This is a genomic window from Saccharopolyspora tripterygii (genome assembly GCF_054778355.1).
The window spans coordinates 1-17,106 of the sequence record NZ_BAAGZP010000002.1; the positions used below are offsets into that span (position 1 = coordinate 1).

23 protein-coding genes are annotated in these 17,106 nt (G+C 66.0%); 16 read left to right on the forward strand and 7 right to left on the reverse strand.

What is annotated here, in order from left to right:
- Positions 1–996: 996 nt before the first annotated feature.
- A complete protein-coding gene (locus ACYVF3_RS02165) occupies positions 997–1,197 on the reverse strand; it encodes a DUF397 domain-containing protein (RefSeq protein WP_406690720.1) in 201 nt (66 codons plus the stop codon).
- Between the two features lie 22 nt (positions 1,198–1,219).
- Entirely contained in the window at positions 1,220–2,056 is an 837-nt protein-coding gene (locus ACYVF3_RS02170; RefSeq protein ID WP_406690719.1) for a helix-turn-helix domain-containing protein, read from the reverse strand.
- 147 nt (positions 2,057–2,203) lie between these two features.
- Between ACYVF3_RS02170 and ACYVF3_RS02175 the strand changes: the two genes are divergently transcribed.
- The 4 genes from ACYVF3_RS02175 to ACYVF3_RS02190 all read left to right on the forward strand — a co-directional run bounded on the left by ACYVF3_RS02175 (position 2,204) and on the right by ACYVF3_RS02190 (position 3,528).
- On the forward strand, positions 2,204–2,446 hold the full coding sequence (locus ACYVF3_RS02175) for a zinc finger protein (protein ID WP_406690718.1): 243 nt from the start codon (positions 2,204–2,206) through the stop codon (positions 2,444–2,446).
- Positions 2,447–2,522: 76 nt separating this feature from the next.
- Positions 2,523–2,786, forward strand: a complete 264-nt coding sequence (locus ACYVF3_RS02180; RefSeq protein WP_406690717.1) for a hypothetical protein — start codon at positions 2,523–2,525, stop codon at positions 2,784–2,786.
- Entirely contained in the window at positions 2,783–3,244 is a 462-nt protein-coding gene (locus ACYVF3_RS02185; protein WP_406690716.1) for a hypothetical protein, read from the forward strand. Before ACYVF3_RS02180 ends, ACYVF3_RS02185 begins: the two co-directional genes overlap by 4 nt.
- Entirely contained in the window at positions 3,241–3,528 is a 288-nt protein-coding gene (locus ACYVF3_RS02190; RefSeq protein WP_406690715.1) for a hypothetical protein, read from the forward strand. The genes ACYVF3_RS02185 and ACYVF3_RS02190 overlap by 4 nt, the downstream gene beginning before the upstream one ends.
- Before the next feature lie 2 nt (positions 3,529–3,530).
- Here the strand turns inward: ACYVF3_RS02190 and ACYVF3_RS02195 are convergent, their stop codons facing one another.
- The gene (locus tag ACYVF3_RS02195; RefSeq protein WP_406690714.1) at positions 3,531–3,884 is read right to left on the reverse strand and encodes a hypothetical protein; all 354 of its coding nucleotides are present in this window, start codon (positions 3,882–3,884) and stop codon (positions 3,531–3,533) included.
- Positions 3,885–4,083: 199 nt separating this feature from the next.
- On the opposite strand from ACYVF3_RS02195, the gene ACYVF3_RS02200 reads away from it, so the two are divergent.
- Genes ACYVF3_RS02200 through ACYVF3_RS02210 form a run of 3 tightly spaced genes read left to right on the forward strand, consistent with a single transcriptional unit; the run spans position 4,084 to position 5,726 of the window.
- A complete protein-coding gene (locus tag ACYVF3_RS02200; protein WP_406690713.1) occupies positions 4,084–4,302 on the forward strand; it encodes a hypothetical protein in 219 nt (72 codons plus the stop codon).
- Positions 4,299–4,841: a DUF6879 family protein gene (locus ACYVF3_RS02205; RefSeq protein WP_406690712.1), complete on the forward strand. Its 543-nt coding sequence runs from the start codon at positions 4,299–4,301 to the stop codon at positions 4,839–4,841. The genes ACYVF3_RS02200 and ACYVF3_RS02205 overlap by 4 nt, the downstream gene beginning before the upstream one ends.
- Before the next feature lie 21 nt (positions 4,842–4,862).
- Positions 4,863–5,726, forward strand: coding sequence for a helix-turn-helix domain-containing protein (locus ACYVF3_RS02210; protein WP_406690711.1), 864 nt, complete (start codon positions 4,863–4,865; stop codon positions 5,724–5,726).
- On the opposite strand, the gene ACYVF3_RS02215 is transcribed toward ACYVF3_RS02210, so the two are convergent.
- Genes ACYVF3_RS02215 through ACYVF3_RS02230 form a run of 4 tightly spaced genes read right to left on the reverse strand, consistent with a single transcriptional unit; the run spans position 5,685 to position 9,303 of the window.
- Positions 5,685–6,698, reverse strand: a complete 1,014-nt coding sequence (locus ACYVF3_RS02215; RefSeq protein ID WP_406690710.1) for an LLM class flavin-dependent oxidoreductase — start codon at positions 6,696–6,698, stop codon at positions 5,685–5,687. The genes ACYVF3_RS02210 and ACYVF3_RS02215 overlap by 42 nt on opposite strands.
- The gene (locus ACYVF3_RS02220) at positions 6,679–7,863 is read right to left on the reverse strand and encodes an MAB_1171c family putative transporter (RefSeq protein ID WP_406690709.1); all 1,185 of its coding nucleotides are present in this window, start codon (positions 7,861–7,863) and stop codon (positions 6,679–6,681) included. The genes ACYVF3_RS02215 and ACYVF3_RS02220 overlap by 20 nt, the downstream gene beginning before the upstream one ends.
- Positions 7,864–7,865: 2 nt before the next feature.
- On the reverse strand, positions 7,866–8,822 hold the full coding sequence (locus tag ACYVF3_RS02225; RefSeq protein ID WP_406690708.1) for a hypothetical protein: 957 nt from the start codon (positions 8,820–8,822) through the stop codon (positions 7,866–7,868).
- Positions 8,815–9,303 (reverse strand): hypothetical protein, encoded by a 489-nt coding sequence (locus tag ACYVF3_RS02230; RefSeq protein ID WP_406690707.1) that lies wholly within the window; start codon positions 9,301–9,303, stop codon positions 8,815–8,817. The genes ACYVF3_RS02225 and ACYVF3_RS02230 overlap by 8 nt, the downstream gene beginning before the upstream one ends.
- Before the next feature lie 260 nt (positions 9,304–9,563).
- Between ACYVF3_RS02230 and ACYVF3_RS02235 the strand changes: the two genes are divergently transcribed.
- The 9 genes from ACYVF3_RS02235 to ACYVF3_RS02275 all read left to right on the forward strand — a co-directional run bounded on the left by ACYVF3_RS02235 (position 9,564) and on the right by ACYVF3_RS02275 (position 17,093).
- Positions 9,564–9,983, forward strand: coding sequence for a WhiB family transcriptional regulator (locus ACYVF3_RS02235; RefSeq protein ID WP_406690706.1), 420 nt, complete (start codon positions 9,564–9,566; stop codon positions 9,981–9,983).
- 12 nt (positions 9,984–9,995) lie between these two features.
- A complete protein-coding gene (locus ACYVF3_RS02240) occupies positions 9,996–10,673 on the forward strand; it encodes an A24 family peptidase (RefSeq protein ID WP_461152623.1) in 678 nt (225 codons plus the stop codon).
- A gap of 21 nt (positions 10,674–10,694) precedes the next feature.
- Positions 10,695–11,207 carry a hypothetical protein gene (locus tag ACYVF3_RS02245; protein WP_406690704.1) on the forward strand — a complete coding sequence of 171 codons (513 nt, stop codon included), beginning with the start codon at positions 10,695–10,697 and terminating at the stop codon, positions 11,205–11,207.
- Between the two features lie 1,112 nt (positions 11,208–12,319).
- Positions 12,320–12,895: an SAF domain-containing protein gene (locus ACYVF3_RS02250; RefSeq protein WP_406690703.1), complete on the forward strand. Its 576-nt coding sequence runs from the start codon at positions 12,320–12,322 to the stop codon at positions 12,893–12,895.
- Between the two features lie 38 nt (positions 12,896–12,933).
- A complete protein-coding gene (locus ACYVF3_RS02255; RefSeq protein WP_406690702.1) occupies positions 12,934–13,743 on the forward strand; it encodes a hypothetical protein in 810 nt (269 codons plus the stop codon).
- A gap of 194 nt (positions 13,744–13,937) precedes the next feature.
- Positions 13,938–15,113 carry a CpaF family protein gene (locus ACYVF3_RS02260; protein ID WP_461152624.1) on the forward strand — a complete coding sequence of 392 codons (1,176 nt, stop codon included), beginning with the start codon at positions 13,938–13,940 and terminating at the stop codon, positions 15,111–15,113.
- 110 nt (positions 15,114–15,223) lie between these two features.
- Positions 15,224–15,952 carry a type II secretion system F family protein gene (locus tag ACYVF3_RS02265; protein ID WP_461152625.1) on the forward strand — a complete coding sequence of 243 codons (729 nt, stop codon included), beginning with the start codon at positions 15,224–15,226 and terminating at the stop codon, positions 15,950–15,952.
- Positions 15,949–16,818 (forward strand): type II secretion system F family protein, encoded by an 870-nt coding sequence (locus ACYVF3_RS02270; RefSeq protein ID WP_461152626.1) that lies wholly within the window; start codon positions 15,949–15,951, stop codon positions 16,816–16,818. The genes ACYVF3_RS02265 and ACYVF3_RS02270 overlap by 4 nt, the downstream gene beginning before the upstream one ends.
- Before the next feature lie 77 nt (positions 16,819–16,895).
- On the forward strand, positions 16,896–17,093 hold the full coding sequence (locus ACYVF3_RS02275) for a hypothetical protein (RefSeq protein WP_461152627.1): 198 nt from the start codon (positions 16,896–16,898) through the stop codon (positions 17,091–17,093).
- The last annotated feature ends 13 nt before the right edge of the window (positions 17,094–17,106 follow it).

Genomic DNA, 17,106 nt, shown 5'->3' on the forward strand with positions numbered 1-17,106 from the left:
TTCCAAGCGAGGCCGAAGCCTCACACATCAGGTGTCAACCAAACCCTGGGCAGACCCCACAAGGGCACAGCGCCGCCTGCTGCAGTTTTGGTGTGATTTCCTCAAACACGGGAGATTACACGCGCTTGGGGGTTCAAGTCCCCCTACCAACCCGCTTCTGCGCATGTATCCCAGATTCGAGCGCGTTGAGAGCCCGCGCACCGCACCAGGTCCGGTATCGCGCTCCAGCTGTCGCTGAGCCGTTCGCCAGGTCCACAACCTTGTCCTTTGCTTTTCGACTTGTGCCTTCTCCCATGACCGCAGCGAGCCGTCCCTGATGGGCCAGACGAAGGTGCGACGGATTTGCGGAATCCAGAGCTGGCGTTGTTGGCCAGCGACGGCTCAGCACAGTGCTACGCGGCTGAGCATGGAACTCTGGGGAGGAGCAGATAGTTGTAGCGGGTGGTCTCGGGATGGTTCACCGAACGCAGGCTGCGGTCCCAGTCGCGCAGGTATCCGGACCACACGCACGACAGGCCCTCGGTGAGCTTGCCAAGATCAAAAACAGCCATTCCAAAACTCCGCGGTCAAGGTGTCCATGAGCGGCATGCTTGACTCCGGGAAGCAGAACAAGAACAGAAAAAGAGGGCTTCCGCTGGCTCTGACCTGCGGAAACCCTCTCACCGGTCGGGACGGCGGGATTCGAACCCACGACCCCTTGACCCCCAGTGGCGTCCACAGGAGACACAAACCTGCGAAAACCGAGAAACAGCAGCAGGACCCGGTGCGGCACACTTCAGTTCTGCGACGTTCACCGCAGTACGGGACGGCACAAACCTCCCGGTATCCTCCCACCACCCAGTGTCAAAAACAGTAGGCCCTAACACCATGCCGTGGCGAAGCGCATCGTCGACGTGCCACACTTAAGATATTCGGGAGCTGTCCGACTCCCTTTCGCGAGATTGCAGATGACGATTCCGCCCAGTGGTACGACACCGCTGAGCGGACTCCAACAGGTCAGAGATCAAATCGTCCGGACTTCACGTCGCTGATGAACGCAGTCCACTGCTCGCGCGTCGTTGTGAAGTAGCCCTGGTCCCGGTTCTTGGTGTCGCGGACCGCGGCGTCGTCGCCGATCCGCCCTACCTCCACGCAGTTTTCGACCTGCGTGCTGCGTAACGACTTGCGCCAGCCTGTCGGCGTCGTGTTGTGCATCATGTGCGCTCGTCTCCCCTTGTTCTCACACCAGGTTGCCAATGAAAGCGGTTGTTTCCTCCGCGCCCAGCGCAACCTGTTCCACCCTCGGCAGGGCGGCCTCGTAAGCGGCAACATCCGTAGGCTCATGGAGATACAGGGCACTCACGCGGTTCTCCACGCAGACGACGGAGTCCCGACCCTTGACTTCGAACAGGCTGAACGGACCTTCCAATCCCGCGTGCCAGCCAGTCTCGATCGGAACTACGCGAAGGGTCACATTTGATTGCTCGCTGAGCTTAAGCAGCTCTTTGAGCTGGTCGCTCATCACTTCGGGACCACCGATGTCTTGCCGTAGCGCTGACTCGCCGATGTAGGCGACCAGCTTCGCGGGCTCCTTGCGGGTGAGCGCGTTCCTGCGTCCCAACCTGACCGCCACGCGCATGTCAATCTCTTCCTCGGGCACGCCGCCGGTGGTCATGATCGCGCGGGTGTACTCCGCCGTTTGCAACAGCCCAGGGACCAGCAGGGGCGAAACGCTGGTGATCGACGTCGCGTCGCGCTCGATTTCCAGCAGCGTAGCCATCTGGCGCGGCTGTTCTGGCATCCCAATCGAGAGCCAATGCGGACCGTCCGGCTCCCGCGCAAGTTCCAAGATCTCCTCACGCGCTTCGGCAGGAGCCTGCACAGCCTGCAGGTAGGCGGCTACGTCTTCGAGCTTCGGCGACCGCTCGCCGGTCTCCCACCTCGACACGGTGGTGTGGCTGGTGTCAAGGAGCTCACCAATCGCGCGCAACCCGAGACCGCTTTGCTCCCGGGCCTTGCGGAGCTCAGCACCAAGAGCTCGAGCCTTGGGCGTCGTTCGAACGGTGTTGCCAGCCATGCACCAGAGCATATCCAGCCGCGCACGCACTTGGGGAGATCACCTGATCGCGGCATTGCACCCAGTGTTGCCACCTGTCAACTTTGTAACCGTTACGCGGTTACAGCAATCACGACACGTATATGACCTTGACCACCTGGGGAAGCTATGAGTTACCGCCCGCACCCGTTCACGTGGTGCCCTAGCAATGGTTCGCGGCACGCCACCGCTCAAACGGCACCCCGCGAGGGCGAGCGGTTCGAAACGCTCTGCGGAGAACCAGCGACCGCTGACCGCAGTGACCAGGCTTGGTTCTGGCAAACCTGCGCAGCCTGCGACGCACGCGCACACCACCTCGCCGGACTTCCCATGCCACCTACGCAATCGGCAACTCACCCGGCGCCCCGATGAACTCCCTCGATGCAATCGCGACGGCCCTCTCGGCAGCCATCGCGTTCAGCAGCCACCCGGCCATGCGAGGCACGCCATGATCACCTTCTACGTCCTGTTCGCGATCCTCGTGGTTCTGCCCTGGGCAGCGGTGATCGCAGACCTTTCGCTCGTTCGGCAAAGGCGTGCGACGCGCCGTGCGCGGCGTACGACTCGCCAGATCTGGGCGCGACACCCCGAAGCGCGACCGAGCTGCACGAACGAGCACCTGCCCGCCCCGGAATCACTTCCCCTCGACCGAGGCGGGCAGGCCATGTACTCCACCGCCGGTATCGGCACGCCAAACGAGAAGGGCCGATGAGCACGATCATCCTCGCTCGGCCGAGGCCCGAGTTGTTCGGGCAGTCCCGCCAGATCATCCATGTGTTCCTCGCCGGCCAGCACAACGCCTGCGATCGGCGCCGAGCTCTCTGCGGATTCTCCGCACCCGCAACCCTTCTCTTACCCGTCGCGGAGATTTCCGGCATGGGCTGCGAACTGTGCCTCGCAGCCCTCCCCACCAATCCACATCCCGGCGACGCGACGAGCGCGAACCTGCCGCCCGCTCCCCCGCCGAGCGCCGACGGCACGGCGTATGCCATCGGACTCCGCGGCGAACGCGTGCGACACCGCCTCGCGCCCAACCCTGTGACGACCCGATTCGAGGGACGCGACGCCGTTCTCTGCGCCTGCGGCGTCATCGGCTTCCTCGCACGCGGCACACCACCAACCGGCTACCAACCCTGCCCACAATGCAACCCCGACCGGAGCGCACCGTGAACCACCTCGTCTGGCGACAGTCCGGACTCGACGCCCACAGCCACGCCTACCCCGCCCAAGGCGGGTTCATCCCGAGTGGTGTCTCCTACGCGCCCGAACTTGGCGAGGTCGAATATCGGGTCCCGATCTGCGGATATGCGCATCCGGCCGCATTCGTCATGCCCCACGGTTCAGGCACACCCTGCGATGCATGCCAGCAACTTGTCGAACCGTTCCCGTACCTCGTCGGTACCGTCTCGCTGCCGGCGACATCCGCACCCGGAGAGCTTCACACCGCCAGCTGAGGTCAGCTGGGCAACCAGAGACCGCTCGACCGCCGGAGAGTCCGATTCGGGGCTCCTGGCGTCCCCGGAGTTGGGAGTGCCATCAGTGTGGTGACCACGTCGTCGACCGGCCCGTGGTGTTGCCACAGTGGATCGCCGTGGGGGTAGTCCTCGGCGCGAAACCGCGCGCCGAGGGCCTCGTTCATCGCCCGCACGGTGTAGGTGTCGACCACGCCGCTACGGAAGCGCTCGGCGTGAATCGCCAGGATCTCCCGGCCGTCGGCGTCGGACAGGTGCAGGAAGCGAAATCCGGCGTTGACGCTTCGTCGGATGGCCGCGATGTGCGGTGTTTCGTCGCTGGTGGCTGTGATCGTCACGTCGGTCCCCCGAAGTTGAAGGTGCTTGGACCGCTCCCCCGCCCGGCCGTCCGAGCTCGCGCGGCATGGCAATCACGCTAAACCACCAGCACGGTTAGATCAAGGTTAGTTTGAGGTTAGCCGTGTCGCTAGTAGACATCTAAGGCCGATCTAAGCGACCATGGTCGGGTCCGTGTTCCTCACTTCTGTGGAGGCTGTCGTGCAGCTTCGGAAGCTCTGCAAGGACCCTGAATCGAACCCCGGTGGCTGCCAGACCGTGTACCTGGCTGAGAACGGCATGTTCGCCGTCCAGGGACTCGAGATGGACCCCGAGACCTACGCCAACATGGAAAATGTTCTTCCTGGTGAAGGCGGGGTGCTGATCAAGCCGGAGATCATCCTGGAGGCCGCGCGGCTCTACCAGGAGCGCTCCGCGTGAGCACGACCTCGGACCCGCGGCCGGGCATCGATTCTCTGTGGGATGGGCTGGTCAACTTCAAATACTCGCTGTTCCGGCTGGAAACACTGCAGCAGTACTCCGGTAGCAGCGAGGACGAGGCCATCGCGCAGTGGCGGCGCACCGGCACCATCCCCCTCACCGATGAGCTGCGGCAGTGGTGCGAACGCATCGATCGCCGTGTCAAGGACGGGTGCCGTGCACAACGCGTCCACGTCGTCACCGAACCACTGACCGACTACATGCGCTTCGAGCTGGCCTCCTACGAACCCAACGTGCAGGCCGGTGAAGACGTCCGGGTCATCCCCGTACGCGAGGGGCAGTGGCCCGCTGACGTGCCGTTCGAGTCCGACTTCTGGCTCATCGACTCGCGTCGGCTGTTCTCGATGCGCTACGCACCCGACGGCCAGTGGCTCGGAGCCGAGCTTGTCACCGATCCGCAACAGATCGCCGACGCCTGTGCCATACGCGATGCCGCGCTGACGCAGTCACTACCCTGGCGTGACTACCACCCACGCTGACCACGAGGAGTACGCAGCACCGTGCCGGCCCCGAACACGCCACAACGAGCCCTGCTCGCCCGACGTCTTCGCGAGCTGCGCGCTGCTGCGTTCACCTCCGGCAGCGCCCTGGCCCGCCACCTCGGCTGGCACCAGACCCGTGTCTCGAAACTCGAACAAGGCAATCAGCGACCCACCGACGACGACATCGCCCAGTGGGCCCACGCTGTCCGCGCCACCCAAGAACAGCTCGACGAGCTCTACGAGCTCGCCAGCGCCGCGCGCATCGAGTACGCCACCTTCCAGCACCGATACCGCCAGCACGGCGGCGCCGTTGCCGAACAGGAAACCACCACCCGCGAAGACGCCGCCTCCACCCGCATCGCCGAGTTCCAGCCCGCGATGATCCCCGGACTGCTGCAAACCGCCGCCTACGCCCGCGACGTCCTCACCCGACCATGCGGGCCCGCCTCAGCCGGCGTGAGCCCCGACGAGATCGACCAAATCGTCGGCAAACGCATGGAACGCCAGCAGATCCTCTACCAACCCCAGCAGCAGATCCAGATCATCATGGGCGAAGCAGCCCTGCACACCCGCTTCGGCACAACCGAGACACTCATCGGGCAACTCGACCGGCTCCTCGCACTCACCGGATACCCCCACGTCGACATCGGCGTCGTCCCCTTCAGCGCGGCGATGCCCGTCTTCCCACTCACCAACTTCCTTCTCTACGACGACCACGTCCTCATCGAATCCATCACCGCCCAACAACGCCTTGACTCCCCCGACGACGTCAAGAACTACGAGAGTTACTTCGACGAGCTTCGCGAAACAGCCGTCACCGGACCAGAGCTCGAAGCACTGCTACTGCGCGTCTCCGCCGATCTCCGCGATCAGCTCGTATGACCGGCGCCGGTCGTCGTGGTGGAAGATCGGCGTCGTCACCATGATCTCGCCGGGATCGAACTGCTTGATCAACGCGTCGAGCTTCTGACGCACCGTGTGCGGGGATCCAGCGATCAACCCGCGGGTGTGGTGTTCGACAGTGGCGCGCTCCTCGGACGTGTAGTGCACGTTCGCCGCGTCTTCAGGTGCGGGAAGGCGTATGCGATTTCCCTTCAAGCGGCTCAAGATCTTGAGCCGACTCGGCCCGGCCAACCACTCTGCGCGGGCATCCGAATCGGCGGCGATGACGGAAACACTGACGAGAGATCGCGGGGTCGGCACCGTTTCCGAGGGCCGGAATCCTTCCCGGTAAACCTGGACCAGTTCACCGCCATCCGGGTTCAGGTGATGCGCTACGGCGTAGGGGAGCCCGGCTTTGGCAGCGAGCTCGGCGCTGGCGACACTCGTGCCGAGGATCCACGGTTGTGGACGGTTTCCGATAGCAGGGACCGCCGTCACTGCCCCCGGCTTCAGCTCACACTCGTCGAAGTAGGTAAGCAGCTCATCAAGCTGTTCTGCGAAGCTTCTCTGGCCCTGGCCTGTGCTCCGAATCGCTGACGCCGCACGTGATGGTCCCCCCAGCGCACGGCCGAGGCCGAGATCGATTCGTCCTGGGTAGAGCGCTTCGAGGGTACCGAACTGCTCGGCGATGATCAGGGGTGCATGGTTCGGAAGAAGCACACCGCCGCTCCCCACCCGCATGGAGCGCGTGGCCTCGGCGAGGCGTCCCACCAGGACAGCGGGAGCCGCGCTAGCAACACCACGCATGCTGTGGTGTTCGGGTACCCAGTACCGGTGGTACCCGAGCGTGTCGGCGAGACGTGCCAGATCGACCGTGTTGTGAAGAGCCTGGCGGGCGCTGGCACCTTCGACGATCGGTGCGGTGTCGAGAACTGAGAGGCGGACTCCACCGTCAGTCTCTGACCGTGTCATGGAGTTCCTTCCGGATTGCCCCGCGCGAAGCGAGTTCGTTGCTGAGCTTGATCATCCAGCGGGCACGTCGGCGCCAGCTTCCATCGAAATCGGGCTCGATAACCGGGTAGGGCGGTTCGACGGGAGGGGGCGCCTCCTGCCCCCAGCGTGCCTCGCGCACCGCGATGCGCTTCTGCAGCCCCGCTGCGACGGCCTCGGCCGCGTGTCGTGGGTTTCGTGCATCGTCGCTGGGTGGTGGGCAGTCACGTGCCAGCTCTGCAAGGCCGTCGGTGATCTCCGCTGTTGTTCGTTCGAAATCGGCATCGGGGCGAGGACGGCCACTGTCGCTGGCGTGGTGATCGAGCGCGATGTGTGGAAACTCGCTCGTGAGCGTGCGCCATAGCGGGGTGAGCTGCTGTGTGTAGCGGGCGCGCAGCGCCTTTTCATAGCGTTCCCTGCTCGCGACCACCACGCCGGCCAGAGGCGCGAAGGCCAAGCCCAGCGCGAGGAGAAGCTGCCCACCGAGTTGCCCGATCGAATACAGCGTGCTCATGAAACCCAGATCGAGGTCACGCGTGAAGAGCCGGATGCCGTAGCGAACGAGCGAGATGGCGTTGACTCCGAGGGTCATGCCGGCGCTTCCCACGATCACCAGAGCGAAGGCCGCCCGCGCGAGCGGGTGCTGAAGGCGCGAGAGATAGCCCCCGGCACGGCAGATGCCCAGGAACCAGGCGCTGAGGGAATAGCCGTCCATGGACAGGTAGAACACCGTGCGCTGCCAGGTCTGTTGTCCACGGCCCTGCGCTTCTGGCCAACCCATCAAGACCAGGGCCATGACAGCCAGGGCTACCACGAGCACACCAAATTCGACTCGTGCCGTTCGTACCCGTGTCACCACGGGCCTGCGAGGGTCGGCGAGGGCGAAGAACGCTGCCCACGAGTAGGCCATCACCATCCAGCAGCCGTTGATGATCACCCCCCATGCCGGACCGAAGAGGTCCTCGATGGGTTCGAGTATGGGCGTCTGGATACCGAAGACGGCCGCGAAGGACAGGGCCCACAAGCCCACGACCAGGACGCGGAGGGCGAAATCCTGTCGTCGACGTGTGAGCTGGACGGTCTCCCAGACCGTCACTGCCAGGATCACGACCGCTTTGAACAGGCGCAACGCCATCTCGAAATCCATGATCACTCCTGATCGACGAAACCGAACGCGCCTGCGATACCGCGCTCTTCCGGTGAAACGCCTGGTCGCAGGCCGTTGGGTCTTGGGCGTTCCCTCGCCAGACCGGCCAGAATTCGTGCGCCAACTTCGGCTTCCCACTCGCGCCAGTCCGAGTAGGCACTGTCCGTGCCAAGGTCGGCTCCGCAGGTCAGTGCGTCACCAAAGTCCAAGTGTCGGCGAAGCAGGTGAATGAGCTCATGTGCGATCACGAGGTCGCGTTGTGGTGCAGGAGCTGTCCGTTCGTAGAAGATCGAGTCGACTCGGCTTTGCTGCACCACGTGGCCAATTGAGGTGGTCGCGCCGAGATCGACTCCTTTCACCTTGATGCGCCGGCCTCGGTACGCGCTCAGGCGCTGACACAAGTCGACCGGGTCCCAGGGCGGGCGGACATCCAGCGCGGCAAGCGCGTCTCTGCAGAGGTCTTCGAGTTGGGCCGCGCTCATCGGGCCGGTGAGCGTTGAACTCCAGATTCTGAGGCGGGTCCTGGCCTCCGGCGCCGCCTGCGGGGTGTCCTCGCCGAAGGATGACGGAGCTCGGAGTCCAACGAGGACTCGGCGCAGCTGGTCCCACCGCGGTTCTGGCAATGGGCTGAACACCCTGCACAGGCGATGTTCGTCGAGGCCGCATTCGCGCAAGGCACGCTGGACGACGTGTTCGTAGGCACGGGCTACGGCCGCCGGGTCGGAGCCGAAGAACGCCGGGTCGGTTCCGAAGAATCTCGCTACGGCGCCGAGCAGATCCGGTGTCGCGGGTTCCCCGTGCCGGTGCAAGGCGATCTTGATTTGGCTGACTCCGACGCCCTCTCCTACCTCGGCATCGGTGTATGGACGGCGTCCGGTCTCCGGGTCGAGGACCGTCACGACGTCGAATAGCCAGTTCAGGCGGTCGGTGACTGAGCCGATACTCTCGGCGCTAGTCATCGACTTCCTCCGACTCGTCATCCGAGCGCAAGGCCTCGGCGAGAGCTCGCATCATCCTCGCGCGTTCGCGTGCGGCGGTGACGTTCGTGGCGCCGCGGTGGCCGACATTGGCGACTCCGGACTCGCGCATCGCGCGTTGGAGTTCCTCGGAGGCGGTTCGGAGTTCCTGTTGCGCTGCTCGCTCAGCATCCAGTCTTGCGTTTAGCTCCTGCTCGCGACCGGCGAGCTCGGCTTCTACCTCGGCGGCTACCGCCGGGTCGGTGAAGTAGCCGGTTCGGACGTCAAAGAACCACGCAATGGCCTCAAGCGTTCGAAGCGTTGGATTGGTTTTCACGCCACGGCGCAGCTCCGACAGGTGCGATTCGGACAAGTCGCGCCCGGCTTCCTTGCACGCATTCACGACCTCCCGATTCGTGAACACTCGATCGGGTGAGCCTTTAGGGCGTTGAACCTCGAACAAGCGGTTGAGCCGCTCGCCCACAGTTTTGGGCGGTGTCGTTGACGGCGTTCGCCCTGACTCTTTCGGCATCACAGCTCCCCAGGTCAGCGTTGCTAGGCCAGCATGACACTGCGGGACGATCCTCGCTAGCGATACGTACGTATCGATTGACGGCGGCGCAATTCGGAGTAGCGTAATTCGCATCGGGCAGAAAAAGATCAAAATTCGCTCGTATCGTTCGACACCTCCAGTTGGAGATCAATACACCTGATCCAACATCATTTCTTGACGAGGGGGCTGTTATGAAGAATCCGATCAACCGGTATCCGGAAGTGTTCGCTGAGGGCAAGTGCGCACGGGATCCGTTCTCGGCCGACTGGTTTCACGAGGACGCTCGCGGCGGGCGCGCTGTGGAGCGGCAACGGTCGCGGGCGCAGCAAGCGTGCTCGGGATGCCCGCTTCGGCAGCAATGCCTGGCGATGGCATTGGAGTTCGAGTCAGACGACGGTCATTCATGGGGCATCTGGGGTGGCGTGAGTGCACGCGACCGGCGCGATGTACTGCAGGCACTTGCCGCGTCCGGCATCCCGCGAGCCGCCGTCGACTTCGATCGGCTCGCCGAGAGCGTCGTGGAAGCCAGCGAGGCGGGGCAAGCCCAGGTAACTCCACTGCCCCGGACGAAGCAACAGGAGCCCTTGCAGCTCGTTCGCCGAACCGCGTAACCGGAGAGAACCATGGATACCCTCCGCTGCAGCGTCGAATCGATGTCGACCCGACCTGGCATCTTCATGACGGTCGGTTTGTGGGCATCACTGGGGGCTGGAGCCGCTGCCTGTTCGGCATGGGGAATGCGCCGCTGGATCCCGACGGCACTCAAGCCTTCCCTGCTCGCTGGACTCGTCGTCACCTGCGCCCTCGTCTCGATTGGTGTCCGTGTTCTCTTCGGCGATGACCCGGCTTTGCCAGCGTGGTGGTGGTTGGGAGTAATTGGTGTCGGACTCGGTGCGATCGATCTGCACTGCCACCGCTTGCCTCGACCGTGGGTGCTGACGCTCGCGGCGGGCGGCCTCACGATCTTCACGTTCCTCACGGTCACCGGAACCGGAGGCCTCACGCCGTTGCTGCGAAGTTTCGGCGCGCTGCTGCTCGTCTTGGCGGTAGGAGTTGGGATCTACGCGGCGGCTCCCGGTTGGCTCGGTTTCGGTGACGTGACCTTGCTGAGCGCGTTGGCCTCGTTCTGGGGCTGGCTGGGGTGGCGCACCGTGCTCTGGGGCTTGTTCCTGTCCCTGTTGGTGCTGGGTGGCGTGGCCGCCGTTGCGTGGTTGCTCGGTCGGCGTGACGAGGGAAGTCGCATCGCCGCTGGTCCCAGCATTGTTCTCGGTGGCTGGATCGCCATCGTCAGCTATTCATGAGGAGAGACTCTGATGTCCCGAATGAGTTCACAGGCCCTGGTGATCGCCGGTTGCGTTGCCGGTGCGGTGGCGGGTGCGTGCTCGTCGACGCCACCCGCCGCGCCGCCAGCGGGCGAGATCGCGGCGCCCCCGGCTCAGCCATCGGAGAATGCTGCGATCGAAGGGGTGTACCGGGAGTTCTGGTCGGTGTCGTGGGTGTCGAGTGCGGAGCCGGATCAGGGTTGGGAGCAGCGGCTGCGGGCGGTGGCAACAGCTGAGTTGTCCGAGCAGGTGGCCACTCGTGCCCGGCAGCAGCGGACCCAGGGGGTTCGGCTCTACGGCGCCGTCACGCCGCGGATCACCGGTGCACGTCTCGAGGGAGATCGCGCGGTGGTCACCGATTGCCAGGACGGTAGCCAGGCCGGGTTGGCTGATTCCGCCACGGGACAGCCCCGCAACGTCGGCCCGTCGCGCAATGCGGTCTCGGCGACCATGGCACGCGAGGCGGGTGGCTGGCGGGTAGCGAAGATCGAATACCCGGGTGGTGGGTGCTGATGCTTGCGCGTCACGTCCCGGTGGTCGCCGTCTGCGGCGCCGTGGTGCTGTGCGTGGGGTTGAGTCCGTTGGGGTCTGCGCAGGAGGGCGGAGTCGAGGTGACTCCTGGCGATTTCGGAGGCTTGTATTCCTCCCCCTCGATCGAGATGGGTGCGACCAGCCCAGGCAGTTCCGGCAGCAGCTCGGGTGGTTCGTCAGGGGATTCCTCGTCTGGTTCAGCCTCGGGTGGGTCCTCGGGCGGATCGCATCGTCCGTCTGGTCCGCCGGTCGTTCCGTTGTGCCCGACGATCATGTGCGACTCCCCCACCTCAGATGATCCGGCGCTCATGCTGAGTACCGGCCCCTTGTCGTGGTGGTGTTTTGGCCCGTTAGACGAAGGGCAGTGCCCGTCGGGCGAACCTCGGCCTGGACCAGCGCCTCCAGAAGCCGCAGCTGGGCCGCCGGATCCCGCGGTACTCGCCCAGCAAGCACTCCAGCAGCTTCGTCTCCCGCTACCGGTGCCGCAGCACTCGCCGGACCTGCGTCTGCAGGACGGTCAGGCGGCGACCGTGGTCGGTGAGTTCACCTGGTTTTGGACCGATCCCAGCGCCTGGCGCCCACAACGCCAACGCGTTGAGGCCGGTCCGGTGTGGGCCGAGGTCACCGCTACACCTGTCCAGTTGGCGATGGAACCGGGCAATGGCACCGCCCCCGTTCACTGTGCGGGTCCCGGGACGCCCTACGACCGGTCGTATGGATTGCATTCCCCGTCGCCTGACTGCGATGTCGTGTACCAGGACCCCTCGACGGGGCCGGTGGCGGCGCAGTGGTCCATCACCTGGGAGGTGACCTGGGAGGGCTGGACCGGAACCTCCCCGGCCGGTGGTGTTCTGCCGCCGATGACATCTCGTGCTCAAACCCAGCTTGTGATCGCCGAGGCGCAAGCCCTCCGCACTCAATAAGCGCGTTTGTTGATTTTCATTTCTTCTCTTCTTTGATCTCGTTTTCTATTCCGTTGTGGGGAGACGTCTATGTCTAATCCGGGTCTTTCTGAGCTGACGGCCTCGTCGGATGTGCGAGGCGATGTTCATCGTTCCCGTGGCCCGCGTGTCCCTCGTCGCAGGCGATGGTGGATGTTGGGCCTGTCGGTCGGGTTGGTCGCAGGTTCCGTGGCCGGCGTCGTCGCGCTCGTGGCCGGAGCGCACGATCGCGAGCCTGTGCTGGTTCTAAACAGGGACATCGCCTGGTCCGAGCGCATTTCGCGGGCGGACTTGACCACTGTGGAGCTTCCGCCGGATGCGGCGCGGTTCACGGTGTCCAGGGCACGCTTGGGCGAGGTTGCTGGCAAGGTCGCGGCAACGAATCTGCGTGCCGGCGAGTTGCTCACCCCACGGGACCTCACAACGCAGGTCGTTCCGGGCCCCGGGCAAGTCGTGGTCGGTCTTCGGCTGGAGCCCGGCCGGTACCCCTCGGCGAGACTTGATCCCAATACCCCGGTGGAAGTTACTGCGCTGTCGCCGTCGTCGAGTCCGACAGTCGAGGCTGGTCCTGCGGCGTCGGGCTTTCGTGCCCGTGTGGTTCGGATGGCGCCGCCGGATGCCGAAGGGGCGGTCGTGGTCGATCTGCTTCTTCCTGACTACGCCGCCCATCAAGCCACTTCGGCCGCAGCGACCGGCGCGGTCGTGACGGTTCTCGGTCCGGATCACTAGCGACCCATCCATATCTCGTTGAAAGGAGCGTGAGCGCAATGGCTTTGGTGACGGTGCTGTCGGCGAAGGGTTCGCCGGGCGTGACCACGGGAATCGCGGCACTGGCCATGGTGTGGCCCCACGCGCTGCTCGTGGTTGATGCCGATCCTGCGGGAGGCGATCTGCTGCCCGGCTGGGCGGGACAGTGGTGGGTCGATGGCCGGCTCGCCTCCGACCGCAGCGTGTTGAGTTTCGCCTCGTCGACTCGGCACCTCGAATCGGTCCCGGCCGAAGGCTTGGCCGGACACGCACAAGAGATCCCCGATACCCACGGTCTGCGGCTGCTGGCCGGGGTCCACGGCCCCGTCCAGGCTGGCGCGATCGGCTCCGATGGGTGGAAACGGCTGGCCAGCGCACTACGGGACCTCAGCGAGAGCGGTCCGGATGTGCTGGTGGACGCCGGTCGGTGGAGTCCCGCCACTCCGTGGCCGCTGGTGGCCGAGGCCGATCTCGTCCTGGTCGGGGTGCGCCCGACGCTGCGGCACATCGTCGCAGCCGACCGGCTGGTCGCGGTCCTACGTAACCTGGTTCCCTCCCCACGGTTGGGCGCGGCGGTGTCGGCGTCCACCAGCCGTCAGGCAGACGATGCCGCCCGCGCCTTGGGCATCCCCGTCGGGATCGAACTCCCTGATGACCCCGCCGCCGCATCGGCGCTCTGCGACGGCGGTACGCCCTGCCTGCAACCGCGCCGTTCAGCGTTGCTGCGCACGAGCCGTAAAGCGGCGCGCCGCCTGCACAGCCAACTCGCCGGCCCCAGGCAGATCTCCTCCGCTCCGGCCAGCGGCGAGGGACAGGAGCAGGTGGCATGACCTCCCAGATCAGCACGCCGAATTATCCCGCCGACGAGCACGGCCCCGTCCCGGACGCGGACACGGTGGCGCAGCTGCGGGCGCGCGTGGCCGAACGCCTTGCGCCCGGAGACGATCGCGCCCGGCAGCGGTCGTTGGTCGCCGCCGAGATCACCGCGTGGACTCTGCACCGCGCAGCCCAGGGTGATCAGCCGATGTCGGAGATCGCCGAGAAACGGCTCACCGAGGCCGTCCTGGCGGCGCTGTCCGGGTTGGGTGATCTACAGCCGCTGCTGGAGCGCGAGGACGTCGAGAACATCCACATTCACGGCTACGACCGGGTGTGGCTCGAATGCGCCGATGGAAGCGTACAGGCCTGGCCGCATCCGGTCGGGCGATCGGATGCGGACTTGTTGGCGCAGTTGGAGTCGATGTTCGCGCGGTTGGGACAGACCAGCCGGGAGTTCTCGCCGGCGCACCCGATGGGCAATCTCCGCCTGTCGGCCGGTGGACCGTTGGGGGCTCGGTTGGCGGCGGTGCGCGAGGTCGCCGACCGGCCGCGAATCGCGATCCGACGCCACCGACTCGCCCACGCCACGCTGGACGATCTCCACCAACGCGGCACCGTCAACGACCAGGTCCGCGATTTCTTGCACGCCGCTGTGCGAGCCGGGCTCAACCTGCTCGTCACCGGTGGGCCGGCGGCCGGTAAGACGACGCTGCTGCGTTCGCTGTGCCACGCCGTTCCCGACCACGAGCACGTGGTGACCGTTGAGGACGACTACGAGCTCGGGCTGCACCTGAACCCGGTCGAGCATCCGCTGGTGACAGCCCTGGAAGCGCGCACGCCCAATGCCGAGGGCGCCGGCGAAATCACCTTGGATGACCTGCTCAAACAAACCCTGCGGCATTCGCCTTCGCGGGTGGTCGTCGGGGAGGTTCGGGGTGGCGAGATCACCTCACTGTTACGGGCGTTGGGCAACGGAGCCGCCGGGGGCATGGGAACGCTGCACGCCACCTCGGCCCGGGCGGTGCCCGATCGCATCGCCGCGCTCGGACAACTCGCGCACCCGCCGCTGAGTGTTGCCGCGGCTCATCGCTGGACGGCCTCGGCACTGGACCTGATCGTGCACGTGACCCGCCGCGACAGCGCGGGTTCGCGTGAGCGGGTCGTCACCGAGATTTGCGAGGTCGGGCCGGTCGGTGATGCCGGGACACCCGATCTGATCCCGCTGTTCGGCCCGCACCCGAGCAACGGGCGCATCGCTGCCGTGTACCCGCCCAGTGAGCCGCTACGCGCCCGGCTTCATCAGCACGGGTTTGACCCACGTTCGTTGCAGCGCAACGACATCAACAAGGTTACCGATCCTCGACAAGGGGTTGCATCGTGATCACCACAATGTCAGTCGCGCTCGGGTTTTTCCTGGGCCTCGGTCTGCTTCTCAGTGTTCTGTTCTTCCGTCCGCCGCGACCTCCCACGAGGCCCTCGCGGACGAGCGCGGTGTTGGCGGGGATGGAGCGGTGGCGGCGGCGTGGGTTGATCGCGTCGTTGGCCGCTGGCGTGACGTGGTGGGCCACGGGCTGGCCCGTAGCCGCTGCCGCCGCTGTGCTCGCGGTCCTGGTGGTGCCGGCGTTGCTGGCGCCCCGGCAGGTACGCGACGACATCGCGTTGCACGAGGCGGTGGCGACGTGGACGCGGCGCTTGGGTGATCTGCTGGCCTCCGGAGCGGGTGGCTTGCACCAGGCAGTGGCGCGCTCAGCCGACACCGCACCGGCTCTGCTGGCCCCTGCTGTGGCCCGGCTGGCCGAGGCCATGCGCACCGAGGGCACGGAACCAGCGCTGCGGGCCTTCGCCGCGGAGTTGTCCCACCCCGCAGTCGACGAGGTTGTGCTCGCCCTGCTGCTGCGGGTGCGCGCGGGTGGACGCGGTGTGGTCGAGATCTTGCAAGGGCAGGCGGCCAGCCTGACCGCGCGGGCCGCCAGCGCGCGCGAGGTAGAAGCCGACCGCGCCAAGCCCCGGACCACGGTACGCACGCTGATCGGCATCACCACGGTCATGCTCGTCGGATTGGTGGTCTTCGCCCGGGAATACCTCGATCCGATCGGTACCCCGCTGGGCCAAGGCGTGCTCGCCGTGGTCGTGGCGATCTTCGCCGGCGCGCTCTGGCACATGCACCGCCTGTCCACCCCGCGCGCTGCGACTCGCTACCTGCGAGGAGGCGCGTCATGACTCCCACGCTCCCGCTGGCCGCCCTGATCGGAGGCCTGCTCGGGATCGGTCTCGCCGCCGGTGTTCGCGGCATGGCCGGCCCGGCACCGATGGGGTTGCAGGCCGCACTGCACCGCCTGAACCACTCCACAACCGCACACGACGGACGTCTGGACCGGCTGGTCCAGAAGGCACAGCACGCCGGTCACCCGTGGCTGGCCATTCCCGAAGCTGACCTCGATCTGCTGGAGCGAACACCACAGTCCTACGTGTCCAGTCGGATCAAGTGGGCCCTGTGCTGCGGGCTCGCGGGAATGGTTCTCGCGACTGTGTTTGTGGCTGCCGGGACCGTGCAGGTCATCGTCGCGCCGGTCGTGGTTGTGGGGTGCGCGGGCGCCGGGGCGTGGGTGCCGGTGTGGCGCACGCGCGATGCCGCGCGCCACGCGCGCAGTGATGCCCGCCGGGTGCTCGCGGTCTACCTGGACCTCGTAGCCCAAGAACGCGCCGCTGGCCAAGCACCGGGACCGGCGCTGCGCGAGGCCGCCGCGCTCGCAGACCACCCGCTCCTGCAGCGACTCCACCGCACGCTGGTCAGAGCCGAAAACCACGGGTACTCGCCCTGGGACGCGCTGCGCGGCCTCGGTGAACAGATCCGCCTGGACGAGCTCGTGACGGTCGCCGATCTGGCGGCGACCGCTGCTGATGGCGCCGCGATCTACGCCAGCCTCACCGCGCAGGCCGCGAGCCTGCGTGCCACGACCACCACCGAAGACAAGACCGAGGCCAACGCACGCACCGAGCGCCTCACGCTGCCGGTCACCGCGCTGATGGCCGGGTTCCTTCTGCTGGCCCTCTACCCCACCGTCGCGCGGTTGCTCATCGGCTAACCGCACACCCCACGGAAAATCCCTACCAGTATTGAGAGGTTGTCATGATCAGCACGATTCGCGCCCAGGTGACCGTCATGGTGATGCTCGTCGTGGCCTGGTTCGCCACCAGTGCCACCGCGCTCGTCCGACTCGTCGAGAGGATTCCTTTCGACGACCGAGGTTCGGAAAGCACCGAAAAGGCCGTGTTGACCGCGATTGCGTTGGCCGCGGCACTCGGCCTCGGAGCTGCGATCACCGCCGTGGTGCAGAAGTACCAAGCCCAAATCCACTGACCCCGGGCGAGGT